Raw genomic sequence first — 16,835 nt, forward strand, 5'->3', positions numbered from 1 at the left:
ACTGACCCAAGCACCAAGGTAAATAGCTACCATGTGTGTTGATGACCATTAATCCAACGTTAATGGCTTAATGTTCTATTAATGTAGCTGAGCCGCTGCTTCGCGAATGCTTTTGAAGGCACTCAGTACAAAAAATCCTTCATCGGCGCTTTTAACGACAATTAATTCGATGCGTTAGCGTTTCGTTATATTCGAGCCAAAAAAAAGCTCCAAGCCGGGGCTTGGAGCTTTATGACGCACGTTGCGCTTACCGCACGATCATCACCGACACTTTAGCGTGGTGAACGACATGCTCGGCGTTGGGGCCCAGTACGTAATCAACGAATTTACGCTTAGTATGGGATGCCATCACAATCAAATCGGCATCAATCTTCTTGCCGACCTTGATGATGGCCTCCCATGGTGAGCCATCGACAATCACACTTTGGGTTTTGATCCCTTCAGGCACATGTTCCTGAATGAATTTATGCTGCGCTTCTTTCATCGCCGCATGCGCTTTTTCAGAGAAGTTTTTCGGAAAGTAAGCGCCAACCATGGGCATTTTAAATTCTGGTAGTACCGTGACCACATGTAATGTTGCACCAAAGGTTTGGCACAACGTTACCGCTGTGGGCAGCGCCTTCTTCCATGAGGCCTCTTCGTTCAAGTCCACGGGGAGTAGCACTTTATGGTACATAGCAACCTCCTTAAACAGCGGCCACTTCGTTGGCTTCTTCACGACGCCGACGGCGACGCTGCATCACGACGACCAACCCAAAGATGCCGAGTGCGGGTAACCACATCCACTCTTTTGTCCAACGATCTACCGGGGCCAGCACTTCGAGGATCTCTTGATCGAAATCGAAGCCTAGCTCAGCCGCCTGACTGCCGAACTCGACAAAGTCGACCAGGGTTTGGTCGCCATCTTCGTAAAGCTCTATGCCCAGGTTGGCCATGCGCTCTTCGCCTGTTTCGCCACGCGGCACAGGTACTAGCATATAGGTCGTCATGGGCGCACCGAAGTCGTCCTCACCGGCAATTTGCACCCGCAAGTTACTACCGTCATCGACCCGACCTAATGCCTCTGCAAACTGGGCAGGCGGCACTGACTCGTAGGGATCATGGATTTTGTCCATCCAGAAGCCCGGGCGGAACAGCGTGAACGCCACCAGCAGCAGTAACAGTGACTCGTACCAGCGGTTGCGGGTCAGCATGTAGCCTTGCGTACCTGCTGCAAAGATCAGCATGGCGATGGTAGCCACAATAAACACCAAGATGCCCTGCATCACCGTGACATCAATCAACAACAAGTCTGTATTGAAGATGAACAGGAACGGCAGTGCGGCGGTACGCAGGCTGTAGTAAAACGCCTGGAAGCCGGTACGCAGCGGGTCACCGCCAGAAACTGCCGCCGCAGCAAAAGAGGCCAGCCCCACAGGCGGCGTGACATCCGCCATGATGCCGAAGTAGAACACGAACAGGTGCACAGCAATCAGCGGTACGATCAGGCCATTTTGCTGGCCCAGCAGCACAATCACCGGAGCCATCAGCGCCGATACCACGATGTAGTTCGCCGTTGTTGGCAAGCCCATACCCAGAATCAAACTCAGCAGAGCCGTCAGCAGTAGAATCATCATCAGGTTACCGCCTGAGAGAATTTCCACTACGTCCGCGAGCACTAGGCCTACCCCCGTTTGGGAGACCGCACCCACGACGATACCCGCCGTGGCAGTCGCAATACCGATACCAATCATGTTGCGGGCACCGGTCACCAGGCCATCCCACAGGTCCTTAAAGCCTTCTTTGATATCGGCCGCCATTTGGCTGCGGCCACGGAAAATCGCGATGATCGGGCGCTGGGTAACCATGATGAAAATCATAAACATGGTGGCCCAGAACGCTGACAACCCAGGCGAAAGGCGCTCCACCATCAAGCACCACACCAACACGACAACCGGCAGAATATAGTGTAGGCCGACCATAACCGTCGGGCGAGTTTGCGGCAGCTTCACGACCTCTGAGTTGGGGTCGTCCATCTCCAGCTCAGGGTAGTTAGCGCCTACTTTCAACAAGCCGACATATACAATCGCCAGCCCTACAGAGACCACCCAGGGGGTCGCTTCACCCAGTACCGGCTTTAACCAGCCCAAGCCGTAGTAGACGGCGATGGAGAGACCCATCAGCAGCAGCAAACCGGTCATAAAGCCGATCACTTTGTTCAGCAACGGGCGTGCCGGATTGCTGGACGGCAGGCCTTTCATATTGGCCTTGAGCGCTTCCAGGTGAACAATGTAGATCAGCGCGATATAGGAGATCAGCGCCGGTAAGAAAGCGTGCTTGATGACGTCGACATAGGGAATACCCACGTATTCCACCATCAAGAAAGCAGCAGCCCCCATGACGGGCGGCATGATCTGGCCATTCACCGAAGACGATACTTCCACCGCACCCGCTTTTTCCGCGCTAAAGCCGACTCGCTTCATCATCGGAATCGTAAAGGTGCCAGTGGTAACGGTATTGGCAATCGACGACCCCGAGATCAAACCAGTCATACCAGAGGCTACCACTGCCGCTTTGGCTGGGCCGCCTTTGAAGTGGCCAAGCAGCGAGAACGCCACTTTGATGAAGTAGTTACCGGCGCCCGCTTTATCCAGCAACGCACCAAACAGTACAAACAGGAAAACAAAGCTGGTCGAGACCCCCAGCGCAATACCAAACACCCCTTGGGTACCTAGCCACTGGTGGTTAATCAAACCACCCAGACTAACGCCGCGGTGGGCCAAAATGCCCGGCATGTAAGGGCCAAACAACGAGTAAGCAATAAACACCGCCGCCACGATCATCAGGGGCGGCCCTAATGCGCGACGAGTCGCCTCTAACAGCATCAGAATGCCAACAACGCCCACGATAATATCCTGGGTAATCGGCAACCCAGGCCGCTGGGCCAAATCAGCATAGAAAATAAACAGATAGGCGCCGCAAAACGCCGCTACCGCTGCCAATGCCCAATCAGCTAAGGGCACACGATCACGAGGAGAGCGCTTAAAGGCGGGGTACGCCATAAAGGCTAAAAAGAGCGCAAACGCTAAATGAATCGAGCGCGCTTCCGTGGCGCTAAATACGCCGAAGCCAACAATATAGGGAAGTGGCGATGCAATCCATAGCTGAAACAGCGACCACACTGCTGCAATACTCACCAGCAGCTTACCGGGTACGCCTAAGGGTTTCCGTGCCCCTGTATCGCTGGAAGCGACCATATCCTCCAGGTCGTTCTCAGCGGCTGCCGAAGGTTGTTTGTCATCACGCATACGCTTGCCCTGCCTAATGGTCAGCGCTGACAATCAGCGCTCTCAACAAGAAGCGCGGACACCCAAGGTGCCCGCGCTTTGCAACTCAAAGCGACGCTACTCACCTTCCGTCAGTAGCATCACTCTTTTTACGACTTATTCGATCCAGCCACGCTCACGGTAGTAACGCGCTGCACCATCGTGCAGCGGAGCCGTTAAGCCGTCAGAGATCATGTCTTCTTCGTTGAGGTTCTCAAACGCCGGGTGCAGGCGCTTGAAACGATCAAAGTTTTCGAATACTGCTTTCACCGTTTCATAAACGATATCTTCATCAACAGCGGTCGAAGAAACGAAGGTTGCCGCTACACCGAAAGTTTCGACATCTTCGTCGTTACCACGGTAAAGGCCACCCGGAATCACAGAACGGGTGTAGTAGGGGTACTCTTCGATCAGACCGTCGATCTCTTCGCCAGTCACAGAGACCAGACGCGCATCAATGGTGGTGGTCGCTTCTTGGATAGAGCCATTCGGGTGGCCTACCACGTAAACCATTGCGTCGATGTTGTTGTCAGACAGGGCAGCCGCCTGCTCAGCCGCATCTAGCTGAGAAGCCAGCGCGAAGGTGTCTTCGTCCCAACCGAACGCATCCATGACCACGTCCATGGTATTGCGCTGGCCAGAACCAGGGTTACCGATGTTGACGCGCTTGCCTGGGAAATCGCTGATGTTCTCGATACCGGAATCCGCGCGGGCCACCACGGTCAGCGGCTCACCGTGCATGGTGAAGACGGCACGCATATCTTCCCAAGCGCCTTCTTCTTCAAAGTTGGACTCACCGTGGTAAGCGCGGTACTGAACGTCAGACTGCACAACGCCCATATCCAGCTCACCGCTCTTCATGCCGTTGACGTTAGCAACGGAACCACCGGTAGACGGGGCGTTACAACGGATGTTGTGCTCATCGCTGCCACGGTTAACCATGCGGCATACCGACTGGCCAACCACATAGTAAACACCGGTTTGGCCGCCGGTACCGATGGTGATGTAGCGCTCCTGAGCAACGGCCGGAGAGGCAAAGGTTGCCGCTGCAATTAACGCGCCTGAGAAGGCCGCGGTAGAAAATACATGGCGTTTCATGAACACACCTCTTTATCTTGATGTTGTGAGCGTTATGCGCTTTGAAGCCACCTGCAGAACGGTTCCCTTCAGGTGTTTCGGTTCCAAAACGTTGTCAAGACAGTCTGTTATCGACCTCGGCATTTAGTGCCGACTGTTCCTACTTTAGCGAAAAAAATGCTAATTGGCGAAGTACGAGACAATTTTATGCCTGCACCGCAGGCAGCGCAGCGCATTGCCTAGCCAGCGTGATGACGCTAGCTACTCTCTCAGGAGTTTGTCCTAAGCGCTTTTCCTAAATGCTTTCACTTAGACATTGGCACACTTTTTCGCTTGTCTGTGCGTCTGCCGCCCAGTCTAATAGCCGGTAACGTTTAGTAAACGTTAAACATCATGCCATATTGGCATAGGCCATCGCTTATTGGTTATCTCGGTTGATCATTAGACGTTATAGCCCAACACCGTGGGCAGCCACAGAGCAATGCTGGGAAATATCGCCACCAGTGCCAAGGCGCACCCCATGGCAACCACAAACAGCAGCGCCCAGCCGATCGTATGCTCTAGGCGTATCTTGGCAACTTCCGTGGTCACCATCAGGTTCACCGCCACCGGAGGCGTAAATTGACCAATGGCAATATTCATCGCCAGCAAAATGCCAAACCATACCGGATTCCACTCAAAATGCTGCATCACCGGAATCAGAATTGGCATCATGATCAGATAAATCGAAATCGCATCCAGCAGCATGCCCGCCACCAGTACCGCCAACATCACCAGTATCAACAGCAAGACGCCGTTATCGGTCAGGCTGATGATCCATTCCGCTAAATGGCGGAAGGTGCCGAGCATCGTGCCTGACCAGGCAAAAATTCCCGCCAGTGCGATAATCAGCATCACTACGCCAGAGATAATCGCCGCTTCCCCCAGTAGCTCCCACACATCCCGAAGTGTCAGCTCTCGGGTAAGAAACAGGCCTACCACCGTCCCATAGGCAACGGCCACCACGGCGGCCTCTGTGGGCGTAAACAGTCCTGAGCGCAAGCCACCTAGAATCAGCACTGGCGCAAACAAGGCAGGCAGCGCCTCGCGGAAGGTTCCGCGTACCGTCAGTTTTTCGGCTCCGTCCACCGGCGTGCCTTCCCAACCGTAGCGCTTGGCGACCAGCATCGCCGGTACCAGCAGTGCAAGGCCCGCTAAAATACCGGGGAATAACCCCGCAGCAAACAGGGCACGCAGATCAACGCCCGGCACCACAATGGAGTAGAGAATCAGCGCCACCGAAGGCGGAATTAAGATAGCCGTGGAGGCCGAAGCCGCAATGAGCGTGGCCGAAAACGGCTTGGGGTAGCCTGCCTTCGTCATGCTAGGCAGCATCACCATGGCCACAGCAGCGGCGTCAGCGGGGCCAGAGCCGCTCATGCCGCCCATAATCATGCACACCAATACCGCCACCAGCGCCAGCCCACCGTGACGGGGCCCAATGAGCGCCTGGGCAAAACGCACCAAACGCAGCGCCACGCCTGCTCGCTCAAAAATCAGCCCAGTGAGAATAAACAGTGGAATCGCAATGAGAGGGTATTTAGCGATGCTGTTATAGGTATTGGTACCCAGGGTGGCCAGCATATCCGGCGAGAGCCCAAGCACGATGCCCACCGCCCCAGAAAGCGCCAAGGAAAAAGCCACCGGCACGCCAGCAATTAACAGCCCGGCAAATGCCAAAATCATCCAAATATCAGGCGTCACTGGTTAGCTCCCCTTTCAAACGGTCACGGGTTTGCTGCACCAAGCGCCATAGCATGGCAGCAGACAAAATAGGCAGCCACACCAAGTACCACCACTGGGGCAGGCCTAACCCGGGCGACAGCGACTCCCACTGATACTCCTGCCACGCCAACTTGCCGCCATACCAGGTAATTAAACCCAATACGATCAGGCCACACAGGGCTTGAAAAAGAATCAGCGCGCCCCGCCACCACTCAGGCAGGGCACGCTCTAAAAAGCCAATGCGGATATGCCGGTCGCGACGCAAGGCAACCGACGCACCGGCAAAGGTCAGCACGACCAATAGAAAGACGGAAAACTCTTCCGTGAACGAAAATGAGCCGCCTGTAAGGTAACGAGTAATCACATTACCCAGACTAATCAATGAAATCACAATCAGCGCCAGCGCACCTAGCCAGCGCTCTGGGCGTGCATCAGGAAAGCCTTTCATGGCAGCCTCACAGCAAAGAACCGCCGCCCTGTTTAGGCGGCAGTCAAAACCCTTGAAGAATTAACGTGCGTCGATAGCAGCTTGGGCAGCGTTCACTACCTCTTCACCAATGCGCGGGGCCCACTTTTCATACACTGACTGAGTGGCATCCACAAAGGCCTGGTACTGCTCATCGGTCAGCTCGGTCACCGTGACGCCACGCTCTTGAATCGCGGCTAAACGCTCGCTCTCCTGCTCACGGGTCATGGCAATTTCCCACGCGCCCGCTTCTTCGGCTGTTTCACGCAGCATCTCCTGCTGCTCTTCACTCAACGACTGCCAGACCTGCTGGTTAACGGCAAAAATAAGTGGGTCGTTCATGTAGTTCCAGAGCGTCAGATGCTCCTGGCCCACTTGGTCAATACGCGCCACATCAAATACGGAAAGCGGGTTCTCCTGGCCATCGACCGCACCGGTAGTGAGAGCAGGTTGGGCGTCGGTCCAGCTCATCTGCGTAGGGTCAGCGCCTAAGGCGGAGAACGTATCCTGGAACAGCGGCGAGCCCACTACGCGGATCTTCAGGCCATCCAGATCCTCCGGCTGGCTGATAGGGCCACGGGAATTAGACACCTGACGGAAGCCGTTTTCCCCCCAGGCCAGCGGAATAACGCCACGGGACTCAATCGCCTCGAACACCATAGTGCCCGCATCCCCGCCGGTCACGGCATCGACAGCGGCTTCATCAGGAATAAAGAACGGTAAAGAGAACAGGTTCAATTCCGGCACTTGGGGCGACCAGTTGATGGTTGAACCCACGGCGGCATCAATCAGGCCAGAGCGCATGGCGGAAAACTCGCGGGTTTGGTCACCCGACACCAGCTGAGAGTTGGGGTAGACCCGCAGGGTGAGTTCACCACCGCTGCGCTCCTCCACCAGCTCTGCCCACTTTTCAGCGGCCTGCCCCCAAGGAAAGGCCTCTGAAAGCACGGTAGAGACCGAGAGTTCGCGCGCTTGCGCGGAAAAAGCAGCCGAGAGCAGTGCAGCGCCAGCTAAGCCAGCGGTAAAACGAGCCATAGAGCGTGTCAGCGTCATTATTATCGATCCTTTTTTATCGGTTCTTATAAGGTGCCTAGCTTTTAAAGGCCATCGGCACACTGCCCATTGTAGGCAGTTAGCAAGCGAAAGGAAGACGTCTAAGGTCGGTCTTGGCAATACAAAGGTGGTAACCCCACGACTCATAGCAAAACGCCCTGAATATCTTCAGGGCGTTGCCAGGGTTTGCATTAAATGGCTACTCGCCAGCGGCCAGCCACGTATCGACTAACTCGCGGTTCTCGCCAATCCAGGTGCGCGCCCCTTCTACGGGGTCGCCCTGCTGTTCAATCGTCGCCATCAGCCCGCCTAAGGTATCGTCATCCATATGCCACTCGTTCAGCACTTGGGTGAGCCACGGATCGTCCTCTGCGAAGCCTTTGCGGGAGAACCAGAAAATATCGTCGCTTTCACCGTAAACGCCCTGAGTATCTTCCAGGTACTTAAGATCATACTCAGCAAAGGCCCAGTGCGGGCTCCAGAGCGTCACGGCAATGGGCTCTTCACGCTGGTACGCATCGTCCAGGGCCGCCATCATGGCTGGGTCGGAGCTATAGAGCTGACGCATCGGCAGGTCATAAGCATCAATGGCATCATCCGTTGACCCGGCAATCGCGGAGCCAGAATCAATCCCAATAATGGTGGGGCGCCCTTGATAGGAGAATTGTTCAGCGCTATCGCGCAGCGCGTCGATGGTGTCGATCTCAACGTAACTAGGTACCACAATGCCTAGGCCAGTGCCTTCGTACCACACGTCGTGCACATCGATCTCATCTTTATAGGGCGCAAGAAAATCTTTGTCCGTCGTGGGTAGCCAGATTTCCAAAGAGATATCGAAATCGTTATTGGCCAAACCGCTGTACAGCACGCTTTTACCCACATCGGTCAGCTCAATCTCGTAGCCGTGCTCCTCTTCCAGCACGATTTTCCACATATTGGCGACGGCAATATTTTCAGCCCAGTTATTGGTACCAATGACCAGCTGCTTATCGTTGGCATGGGCGGAAGCCGCTAGCGCCATGCTCAGGCCTAACAACGTTGATGAGATTTTCTTCATAATCATTCCTCTGTTATTACTATTGATCTCGATACAACGACTGTTGCCGCCTTACTATAACACTATGTTTAGATTATTAGCTTAAAAGCTCCCTAACCGTTATATAAGCACCCTTGATAGCCTCTCCCCGCCCCCTAACAGAGATAACGCCGTGCCGCTTCGTGATTTGCTCCTGGGCCTGTTGGTCATTGTTATTTGGTCACTCAATATTATTGTGATCAAAGTGGGCGTAGCGGAGCTGCCGCCACTGTTAATGACCACCCTGCGCTTCATATTAGTGGCCGCGCTGCTGGTGCCGTTTTACCCGGTAGCCCGGGCGCAGTTGCCCTTTTTAGTGCTGCTGTCCATCACGTTTGGCAGCCTTCACTTTGCGCTGCTGTTCATTGGTTTGGGGCAAGCGGAAGCTGGAACAGGCGCGCTGCTTGTGCAGATGGGCACACCGTTTGCCACGCTATTGGCGGTGGTATTCCTAAAAGAGAAGCTAGGGCCTAAACGCTTGGCAGGCCTGCTGCTCTCGTTTGCAGGTGTGGTGGTGCTGGCGGGCGGGCCAACGCTGCCCTCGCCGCTACCGTTAACCATTTTGCTATTGAGTGCGTTTGGCTGGGCGGTGTCGCAGCTATTGATCAAACGCGGGCCGCCCATTGCGCCACTAGCGCTGGCAGGTTGGGTAGCGCTCTTTGCGGTGCCTCAGGTTGCGCTCGGCTCGTGGCTCTTTGAACAACACCAGTGGCAGGCGATCACTCAGGCAAGCTGGCTGGGCTGGGGCGCGGTGGCGTATACCGCCATTATGTCGTCCATCGCCGCTTACGGCATTTGGTACGCGCTGCTGCGCCGCCACCCGGTAAATCGCGTAGTGCCGATGACACTCCTCACCCCTGTTTTCGCGGTGGGCTTAGGCGCGCTGCTGATGGACGACCTACTTGGGGTGCATAAACTGGTAGGCGGAGGCTTAGTGGTCGCGGGAATCGCCCTGATTGTGCTGAAGTTTGGCAAACAGCGGCCAACCAGGGCGTAAGAAAGCACGTTATTCGGGGCGGCAAAAACCGGCCAGCGCAGGCACCGAGACACAGTCGCCTACCTGTATGCCACGCTCAGCAAAATAGCCCGCGTTAACTTCCAGCGCCGCATGATAGGCCGCCCCGGCAGGGTAAGAGGGGCACTCCTGAGGAGCATCAGATTCGCAGGGCGGCATGGTGTTGATGGCGACGATGCGCCCTTCGCCGTCGATATAAGCGATATCCAGCGGAATTAGCGTCCGGTACATCCAAAAGGCGTTACCGGCGGGCTGCTCGCTCTCAAATCGGAACAGCATACCGCGGGCTTCAGGCAGATTTTTGCGGCCCATCAGGCCCCGCTGACGCTGCGAAGCGGTTTCGGCGACTTCGACATCCAGGCGATGCGGGCCACCTTCGCTATGGATCGCCAGCGGCAGCGTGTTGGCTGGCGCGGGTTCAGCCGCCCAAGCCGCTAACAGCGGCAGGGGTAAACAGGCGGCAAGCGAAACACCGGCAGCGGTTTTCAGCAGTTGGCGGCGTGTCAGGGTCATAACAGGTTCCTTTTGTTGTGTGATGCCGTTTGGGTACGCTGCGCGGGCATAAGATGAATCCCCTCAGCCAGCAGCGAGACGTGTACCCTTTCTCCCAAGCTAAGCTGATTACGTTTAGCCGCGTGGGTGGCGATGTCGAAACGTAGCATATCTCCGTGGGAAACACGCAGCGAGATTGATGTCATGCCGCCCAACACCACCATTTCGCTGACCGTCGCCGCCACCGGGTTTTCGCGTTCGCCTTGGGAAGGCCGTCCCCGACGATGCAGTACAATATCCGACGGCGGCAGGTACCAGGCCAATGACTCTCCTACTTCACACTGGGCGATACCTTCGCTGACTTCTAGCAGCCATTCCCCCCACTGCAAGCGTCGCCCAGCGTCCGTCTCGACCACTTCCCCGCTAAAGACGTTGTGGCGATCCAGCAACCTAGCGACAAGCGGCGAAGCGGGCTGTCGAAACAGCGCTTCAGGCGTGCCCTGCTGCAGGCTGACGCCGTTATGCAGCACGCAGATTTGATCGGCGAGCGCGGTGGCTTCTTCCAAGTCGTGGGTGACGAGAATAATGGGAATGGAGATCTGTTGGCGCAGCAGCGCCAGCTCACGCTGTAAGCGGCGTCGAGTCACTTGATCTACCGCAGAGAACGGCTCATCCAGCAGCAGCGCTTGGGGCTCTCTGGCCAAGGCGCGAGCCAAGGCCACTCGCTGGCGCTGGCCGCCGGAAAGCTCGCTAGGGTAGCGCGCCTCTAAGCCTTCCAAGCGCACTTTAGTGAGCCACTGAACAGCCTGTTCACGCCTTTGAGCGCGGGGCAGGTGTCCTATGGCTAGCTGAACGTTCTGCAGCGCCGTTAGATGAGGGAACAGCGCATAATCCTGAAACACCATACCAATCTGGCGCGCTTGCGGCGGCAGTGAGTGGCGCTGGCCGCTTTGGGCCAGAAACCACTCCCTGCCCGCGCAGCTCACTCTGCCCTGCTGAGGCTGGTAAAGCCCGGCAATGGTGCGCAGCAAGGTAGTTTTACCACTTCCCGATGGCCCGACCAGCGCCAACAACTCGCCAGGGGCGCAGCGAAACGAGGCATTGAGCGGAATCGGGCCAGCCTGTTGGGCCGTCACTATCAGATCATCCACGTGACCACCTGCGCTTGCCAGCGAGCCCATAGACAAGGCCTAAGGTTGCCAGAGAAATGGCCAGCAAGAGGGCGGACATGCTCGCCGCGCCCTGCTCGTCAAAGGCCTGTACGCGGTCATAAATGGCAATAGAGAGCGTGCGGGTCTCGCCATCAATCGCACCGCCGACCAGCAAAATCACGCCAAACTCGCCCAGTGTGTGCGCAAAGGTTAGCGCTGCCGCCGACAAAATGCCCGGCCACACCAGCGGCAATTCAATACGCCACAGGGTTTGCCATGGGCTTAGCCCACTGCACCATGCCGCCTCACGCAGGTTCGCAGGCACATGCTCAAAGGCACGCTGAATCGGCTGAATAGCAAAGGGGAGATTGGCAATCAGAGAAGCCAACAAAATACCGCTAAAGGTAAAGTTGAGCCCGCCCCCTGTCAGCGCCGCCCAGGCACCGCCTAACGGCGCATCGCGGCCAAACTGCTGAAGCAGATAAAACCCCAGCACCGTAGGCGGTAGCACCAGCGGCAGCGCAATCAGCGCCTCACACAGCCCCTTGCCACGGAACTGTGCCGTCGCCAGCACGCGCCCCCACCAAATGCCTAGAGGTAATAAGAAGAGACAGGTAAACGCCGCGAGCCGCAGCGAGACAGAGAACGCCGACCAGTCCATTAATCGGTACTAAATCCGTAGGTTTCAAAAATCGCTTTCGCATCCGCCTGTTGCAGCCACTCGTAAAACGCGTGAGCCACTTCTCCGGCCTGCGGCGTTAACACCATGCGCTGGCGCAGCGGCGTATGCCACGTTTCAGGCATCAACACCGCCTCGCTGCGCTCCGCTAGCGCGGGCGCAACTGCTAGCGAGTAAGCCACTAAGCCACCTCGAGCCTCGTCGGAAAGGGCAAACTGCATCGCCTGGGAGACATTCTCCCCTTGAACCCGCAGCGGTTCGCTGGCTTCCCAAAGGCCCGCCTTTTGCAACACGTCTCGGGCGGCCATGCCGTAAGGGGCGTGTTCTGGGCTGGCAATGGCGATACGCAGCCGCTGCCCCTCTGCCAAGGCGGCAATGGCCTCCTGCACGCCGGCAAGCGGCGCTTGCTCACTGGGTACGGAGTAACGGCCAGCCGGCTGTACCCAGGCTAGCCGTCCTCGGGCGTAAATCACGCCCGTGTTATCCACGTACCCCTCGTCGTACAGCGCTTGAACGAACTCTTCATCTGCTGACAAAAACAGCTCGAAGGGCGCGCCCTGGGCGATTTGACGACGAAAGTTGCCGGAGGAGCCGAAGTTAAGCCGCAGCGCGTGGCCGGTCTGCTGGGTAAACTGGGCGGCAGCTTCCTCCAGGGCGAACTGCAGGCTAGACGCCGCCGCCACAATGGGCGCGCCCGCCATCACAGGCGCGCTTAGCAGCCAACCGCACAGGAGCAGCAGTGCGCGCATTCGTTTACGCCTTCGCGTTTTCGGCGTGCTGCTCGGTAATGGCCATCACTTTCATGGTGTTGGTGCCGCCGTGGGCGTTCATGTGGTCGCCACGGGTCAGGATGACGTGATCACCCGGCTTGGCGACGCCCTGCTTCACCAACAGCGTAAGGGCTTGGTCGTTAAGCTCGGTGGCGGTCATTTCTGAGGTATCGAAGGGAAGTGAGACCACGCCGCGGTACATGGCCATACGGCGCTGGGCAATCGGGTTGTGAGCCAGGCCGACGATGGGCAAGCCCGAGCGAATGCGCGAGGCAATCAGCGGCGTGTAACCAGAGGCGGTCATGCAGGCAATCGCGACCACGCCTTTCATGTGGTTAGCGGCATACATGGCCGAAAGTGCAATGGTTTCATCCGGGCGGGTAAAGCCTTCGTGGATACGATGGCCCGACTCTTGGGCGACCCGCTCACGCTCGGCACCCAGGCACACACGCGCCATCGCTTCTACGGTTTCCAGCGGGTAGTCGCCCGCGGCGGTTTCCGCAGAGAGCATGACCGCATCGCTGCCATCCAGCACCGCGTTAGCCACGTCGAAGACTTCAGCGCGGGTGGGCAGCGGCGCGGAGATCATGCTCTCCATCATTTGGGTGGCGGTAATGACCGCGCGGTTAAGCGAACGGGCGCGTTTAATCATGCGCTTTTGCACGCCGACCAGTTTGGCATCGCCAATTTCCACGCCGAGGTCGCCACGGGCAACCATCACCGCTTCGGAGGCTTCGATAATGCCATCCAGCGTGGCGTCATCGGCCACGGCTTCGGCGCGCTCCACTTTGGCAACGAGGCCAATTTCCTTGCCCTCTTCGCCCAACAGGCGGCGGGCTTCCAGCATATCTTCCGCAGTACGAGGGAAGGAGATCGCCAAATAATCGACACCAATCTCAACGGCGGTTTTCAGGTCGGTTTTATCTTTTTCTGTCAGCGCGGGAGCAGATAGCCCGCCGCCCTGCTTGTTAATGCCTTTATGATTAGAGAGCTTGCCGCCCACCACCACCTCGGTATGTACCTGCTTGCCCTCTACGCGGGTAACATCCAGCACCACGCGGCCATCATCCAGCAGCAGGCGGTCGCCCGCCGTTACATCGTCGGCCAGGGTTTTGTAATCGCAGCCAACGCCGTGGATATCACCGGCATCACTGTCCATGGCCATATCCAGTACAAACGGCTGGCCCTCTTCTAAATAAACCGCCCCCTCTTTAAAGCGGGCAACGCGAATTTTGGGGCCTTGCAAATCACCTAGCGCGGCCACGCTGCGGCCTAGCTGAGCGGCGATTTCACGCACACGGGCAAGGCGGCGACGATGGTCGTCGGCCGTGCCGTGGGAAAAGTTCAAGCGGACCACATCCACCCCCGCCTTCAACATGGCTTCCAGCACGCCTTCACGGTCGCTGGCGGGGCCGAGGGTCGCGACAATTTTGGTACGACGAAGGGGGATATGGGTGTTTGCGCTCATAAATGTCCTAACCGTTCATAGAGTAGAGTGTCAGCTTATCAGGATAACCCAACCAAGATGACACTCGCATGCACTTGCGGTGGGCTATTCCGCTAAAGTGACGGTAACATCCAGGGGATATTCATCACAGTTATTGCCATCCCCACCGCGATCCACCACTAGAAACTCCCCTTCGCGCTCCAACACCGACTGAATCGCGTGCCAAGTACCGGCGCGGTAGTTCACCCCTTGGCGACCGTCGGTCACAAACGCCTGCACCTCGTCTGGCGCAATGGTATCGCCAGGCGGTGCCACCACCACGATAAAGCGCTCCTGATGCAGCGGCATAAACGCCTGACTGCCCTGGGGGTGGCGCTCTAAAAACGTGAGATTGAGCGGCAGCGTCACTGGCTGGCTGACAAAAATATTGATCAGCGTGTGGGCGTTTTCACCGAGAGTTTCGACCTTAGCGAGATCGTGATGGCGCTGGGTGCGCCCGGCGTTAATCGGAAACGACGCGGACGTGCGGGCATCGATGACGTCTCCAAAGGGCGCAAACGCCTCCGCCGTCAGCGGTTTTGCCGTCAGATTTAACATAGCATCATCCTAACGAGTGATAGTTGTGGTGGGCTTCCCAACTCAGATTTTGAGCGCCGCATGGCGGTTAACGTCTTTGTACAACAGGTAGCGGAACGGGCCAGGGCCGCCGGCGTAGCACGCCTGAGGGCAGAAGGCGCGTAGCCACATAAAGTCGCCCGCTTCCACTTCGACCCATTGCTGGTTCAAGTGATACACCGCTTTGCCTTCAAGTACGTAGAGGCCATGCTCCATCACGTGGGTTTCATCAAACGGAATCACGCCACCCGGCTGAAAGGTAACGATATTGACGTGCATATCGTGGCGCACGTCGTTGGGGTCGACAAAACGCGTCGTTGCCCAGCGGCCTTCGGTGCCCGGCATTTCGATCGGTGCGATCTCCTGTTCGTTGGTCACGAAGGCTTTGGGCACTTCCAGACCTTCTACATACTCGTAGGCTTTGCGCACCCAGTGGAAACGCACCGGCTCGCGGGTTTCATTGCGCACCTGCCAGTGGCTGCCAGGTGGAATAAACGCATAGCCACCCGGCCCCATCGTATGACGCTCGCCCGCTAAAGTGAGCGTTAACTCACCCTCCACAATAAACAACACGCCTTCCGCCTGGGGGTCTAGCTCAGGCTTATCGCTACCGCCCTCGGGCTGCACTTCCATGATGTACTGGGAGAAGGTTTCCGCAAATCCCGACAGCGGACGCGCCAGCACCCATAACCGAGTGCCCTCCCAAAACGGCAGGTTGCTGGTCACGATATCGCGCATCACCCCTTTGGGAATCAGTGCGTAGGCTTCGGTAAAGACCGCACGGTCAGCGGTGAGCTGGGTTTGCGGCGGATGCCCGCCGGTGGGGGCGTAGTAAGTCGTTTTATTCATTATGATGCTGCCTTTTAACGAGTCGGTGCCGGATGATGCTCCGCCCAGTGGCGGGCGATGTCCACCCGGCGTGTCACCCACACTCGGTCGTGGGCTTCAATATGGTCTAAGAAGCGCTGCAGCGCGCGGAAGCGACCCGGACGGCCCAACAAACGGCAGTGCATGCCGATTGAGAGCATTTTCGGCGCCTCTTCTCCTTCTGCATACAGCACATCAAAGGCGTCGCGCAGGTAGGTAAAGAAGTGATCCCCCGTGTTGAAACCTTGCGGGGCAGCAAAGCGCATGTCGTTGGTATCTAAGGTGTAAGGCACGATCAGATGGTTATGCTCAGCCCCCTCGCTATCGCTCACCTTCGTCCAGAACGGTAGGTCGTCGCCGTAGTAATCGCTGTCGTAAAGGAAACCACCTTCGTCCAGAATTAAACGGCGCGTATTGGGGCTGTCGCGCCCGGTGTACCAGCCTTCAGGCTTTTCACCGTACAAGCGCTGGAAGATCTCCATGGCTTTTTGCAGATGCTCACGTTCGACATGCTCCGGGGTTTCTTGGTAGTGAATCCAACGGTAGCCGTGGCACGCCACTTCATGGCCAAGCTCTTTAAACGCCTGGGCCACATCCGGGTGGCGCTCTAGCGCCATCGCCACCCCAAATACGGTCAGTGGCAACCTGCGGCGCTCGAACTCGCGCAGAATACGCCACACGCCAGCGCGGGAGCCATATTCGTAGATGGACTCCATGCTCAGGTGGCGGTCTGGGTAGCTGGCCGCACCAATAATCTCGGACAAAAACTGCTCCGAGCCTGAATCCCCATGCAGCACGCAGTTCTCACCGCCCTCCTCATAATTAAGCACAAATTGAACGGCGATTTTGGCCTTGCCTGGCCAGTTAGCGTGGGGCGGCGTGCGGCCATAGCCGATTAAATCGCGAGGGTAATGAGACGTCATGGTCAGGCTCCTTCAACAAGGCAGAGCGTTTTAGTTTGTACCTGAATCCGTGAAGCCGGCGCCGACACTTTCCCTATCACCGCCAGCGAGCACTTTTTGATCATTCGCCCCGTGCAAGTTGGCTTTCGCAAGCCCG

At 57.1% G+C, this 16,835-nt stretch carries 16 protein-coding genes; 1 reads left to right on the forward strand and 15 read right to left on the reverse strand.

What is annotated here, in order from left to right; all coding sequences use genetic code 11:
• Positions 1–247: 247 nt before the first annotated feature.
• The 7 genes from BIS10_RS11720 to BIS10_RS11750 all read right to left on the reverse strand — a co-directional run bounded on the left by BIS10_RS11720 (position 248) and on the right by BIS10_RS11750 (position 8,722).
• A complete protein-coding gene (locus BIS10_RS11720; protein WP_253505463.1) occupies positions 248–676 on the reverse strand; it encodes a universal stress protein in 429 nt (142 codons plus the stop codon).
• A 10-nt stretch (positions 677–686) separates the two neighbouring features.
• A complete protein-coding gene (locus BIS10_RS11725) occupies positions 687–3,287 on the reverse strand; it encodes a TRAP transporter permease (RefSeq protein WP_253505465.1) in 2,601 nt (866 codons plus the stop codon).
• Between the two features lie 135 nt (positions 3,288–3,422).
• On the reverse strand, positions 3,423–4,403 hold the full coding sequence (locus BIS10_RS11730; RefSeq protein WP_253505466.1) for a TAXI family TRAP transporter solute-binding subunit: 981 nt from the start codon (positions 4,401–4,403) through the stop codon (positions 3,423–3,425).
• Positions 4,404–4,823: 420 nt separating this feature from the next.
• Complete coding sequence (locus BIS10_RS11735; protein ID WP_253505468.1) at positions 4,824–6,125, reverse strand: TRAP transporter large permease; 1,302 nt, start codon at positions 6,123–6,125, stop codon at positions 4,824–4,826.
• The gene (locus BIS10_RS11740) at positions 6,115–6,594 is read right to left on the reverse strand and encodes a TRAP transporter small permease (RefSeq protein ID WP_253505470.1); all 480 of its coding nucleotides are present in this window, start codon (positions 6,592–6,594) and stop codon (positions 6,115–6,117) included. Before BIS10_RS11740 ends, BIS10_RS11735 begins: the two co-directional genes overlap by 11 nt.
• Positions 6,595–6,654: 60 nt before the next feature.
• Complete coding sequence (locus tag BIS10_RS11745; RefSeq protein WP_253505471.1) at positions 6,655–7,665, reverse strand: DctP family TRAP transporter solute-binding subunit; 1,011 nt, start codon at positions 7,663–7,665, stop codon at positions 6,655–6,657.
• A gap of 199 nt (positions 7,666–7,864) precedes the next feature.
• Entirely contained in the window at positions 7,865–8,722 is an 858-nt protein-coding gene (locus tag BIS10_RS11750) for a glycine betaine ABC transporter substrate-binding protein (RefSeq protein WP_253505473.1), read from the reverse strand.
• Between the two features lie 151 nt (positions 8,723–8,873).
• On the opposite strand from BIS10_RS11750, the gene BIS10_RS11755 reads away from it, so the two are divergent.
• Positions 8,874–9,737, forward strand: a complete 864-nt coding sequence (locus BIS10_RS11755) for an EamA family transporter (RefSeq protein ID WP_253505475.1) — start codon at positions 8,874–8,876, stop codon at positions 9,735–9,737.
• A gap of 9 nt (positions 9,738–9,746) precedes the next feature.
• Here BIS10_RS11755 and BIS10_RS11760 read toward each other — a convergent pair whose 3' ends face one another.
• The 8 genes from BIS10_RS11760 to puuE form a co-directional block, all read right to left on the reverse strand.
• Complete coding sequence (locus tag BIS10_RS11760) at positions 9,747–10,268, reverse strand: DUF192 domain-containing protein (RefSeq protein ID WP_253027860.1); 522 nt, start codon at positions 10,266–10,268, stop codon at positions 9,747–9,749.
• Entirely contained in the window at positions 10,265–11,398 is a 1,134-nt protein-coding gene (locus BIS10_RS11765) for an ABC transporter ATP-binding protein (RefSeq protein WP_253505477.1), read from the reverse strand. The genes BIS10_RS11760 and BIS10_RS11765 overlap by 4 nt, the downstream gene beginning before the upstream one ends.
• On the reverse strand, positions 11,391–12,059 hold the full coding sequence (gene modB, locus BIS10_RS11770; protein WP_054640951.1) for a molybdate ABC transporter permease subunit: 669 nt from the start codon (positions 12,057–12,059) through the stop codon (positions 11,391–11,393). The genes BIS10_RS11765 and modB overlap by 8 nt, the downstream gene beginning before the upstream one ends.
• Positions 12,059–12,826 (reverse strand): molybdate ABC transporter substrate-binding protein, encoded by a 768-nt coding sequence (modA, locus tag BIS10_RS11775; protein WP_253505479.1) that lies wholly within the window; start codon positions 12,824–12,826, stop codon positions 12,059–12,061. The genes modB and modA overlap by 1 nt, the downstream gene beginning before the upstream one ends.
• 4 nt (positions 12,827–12,830) lie before the next feature.
• Positions 12,831–14,315 carry a pyruvate kinase gene (gene pyk, locus BIS10_RS11780; protein ID WP_253505481.1) on the reverse strand — a complete coding sequence of 495 codons (1,485 nt, stop codon included), beginning with the start codon at positions 14,313–14,315 and terminating at the stop codon, positions 12,831–12,833.
• Between the two features lie 84 nt (positions 14,316–14,399).
• Positions 14,400–14,891 (reverse strand): ureidoglycolate lyase, encoded by a 492-nt coding sequence (locus BIS10_RS11785; protein WP_253505483.1) that lies wholly within the window; start codon positions 14,889–14,891, stop codon positions 14,400–14,402.
• A gap of 42 nt (positions 14,892–14,933) precedes the next feature.
• Entirely contained in the window at positions 14,934–15,758 is an 825-nt protein-coding gene (locus BIS10_RS11790; protein ID WP_062360626.1) for a bifunctional allantoicase/(S)-ureidoglycine aminohydrolase, read from the reverse strand.
• 14 nt (positions 15,759–15,772) lie between these two features.
• Positions 15,773–16,699 (reverse strand): allantoinase PuuE, encoded by a 927-nt coding sequence (puuE, locus tag BIS10_RS11795; protein ID WP_253505485.1) that lies wholly within the window; start codon positions 16,697–16,699, stop codon positions 15,773–15,775.
• Positions 16,700–16,835: the final 136 nt, after the last annotated feature.

Origin of the sequence: Halomonas sp. 707B3 (assembly GCF_024158645.1) — a bacterium.
In the GTDB taxonomy this organism is placed as follows: Bacteria; Pseudomonadota; Gammaproteobacteria; order Pseudomonadales; family Halomonadaceae; genus Vreelandella; species Vreelandella lionensis.

What these genes read in the sequence shown, in the direction of transcription:
- BIS10_RS11740 (WP_253505470.1), bottom strand. Translation starts at nt 6,594, where the DNA reads ATGAAAGGCTTTCCTGATGCACGCCCAGAGCGCTGGCTAGGTGCGCTG.
- modA (WP_253505479.1), bottom strand. Translation starts at nt 12,826, where the DNA reads ATGCGCGCACTGCTGCTCCTGTGCGGTTGGCTGCTAAGCGCGCCTGTG.
- BIS10_RS11725 (WP_253505465.1), bottom strand. Translation starts at nt 3,287, where the DNA reads ATGCGTGATGACAAACAACCTTCGGCAGCCGCTGAGAACGACCTGGAG.
- BIS10_RS11720 (WP_253505463.1), bottom strand. Translation starts at nt 676, where the DNA reads ATGTACCATAAAGTGCTACTCCCCGTGGACTTGAACGAAGAGGCCTCA.
- puuE (WP_253505485.1), bottom strand. Translation starts at nt 16,699, where the DNA reads ATGACGTCTCATTACCCTCGCGATTTAATCGGCTATGGCCGCACGCCG.
- BIS10_RS11785 (WP_253505483.1), bottom strand. Translation starts at nt 14,891, where the DNA reads ATGTTAAATCTGACGGCAAAACCGCTGACGGCGGAGGCGTTTGCGCCC.
- BIS10_RS11760 (WP_253027860.1), bottom strand. Translation starts at nt 10,268, where the DNA reads ATGACCCTGACACGCCGCCAACTGCTGAAAACCGCTGCCGGTGTTTCG.
- BIS10_RS11745 (WP_253505471.1), bottom strand. Translation starts at nt 7,665, where the DNA reads ATGACGCTGACACGCTCTATGGCTCGTTTTACCGCTGGCTTAGCTGGC.
- pyk (WP_253505481.1), bottom strand. Translation starts at nt 14,315, where the DNA reads ATGAGCGCAAACACCCATATCCCCCTTCGTCGTACCAAAATTGTCGCG.
- modB (WP_054640951.1), bottom strand. Translation starts at nt 12,059, where the DNA reads ATGGACTGGTCGGCGTTCTCTGTCTCGCTGCGGCTCGCGGCGTTTACC.
- BIS10_RS11750 (WP_253505473.1), bottom strand. Translation starts at nt 8,722, where the DNA reads ATGAAGAAAATCTCATCAACGTTGTTAGGCCTGAGCATGGCGCTAGCG.
- BIS10_RS11790 (WP_062360626.1), bottom strand. Translation starts at nt 15,758, where the DNA reads ATGAATAAAACGACTTACTACGCCCCCACCGGCGGGCATCCGCCGCAA.
- BIS10_RS11730 (WP_253505466.1), bottom strand. Translation starts at nt 4,403, where the DNA reads ATGAAACGCCATGTATTTTCTACCGCGGCCTTCTCAGGCGCGTTAATT.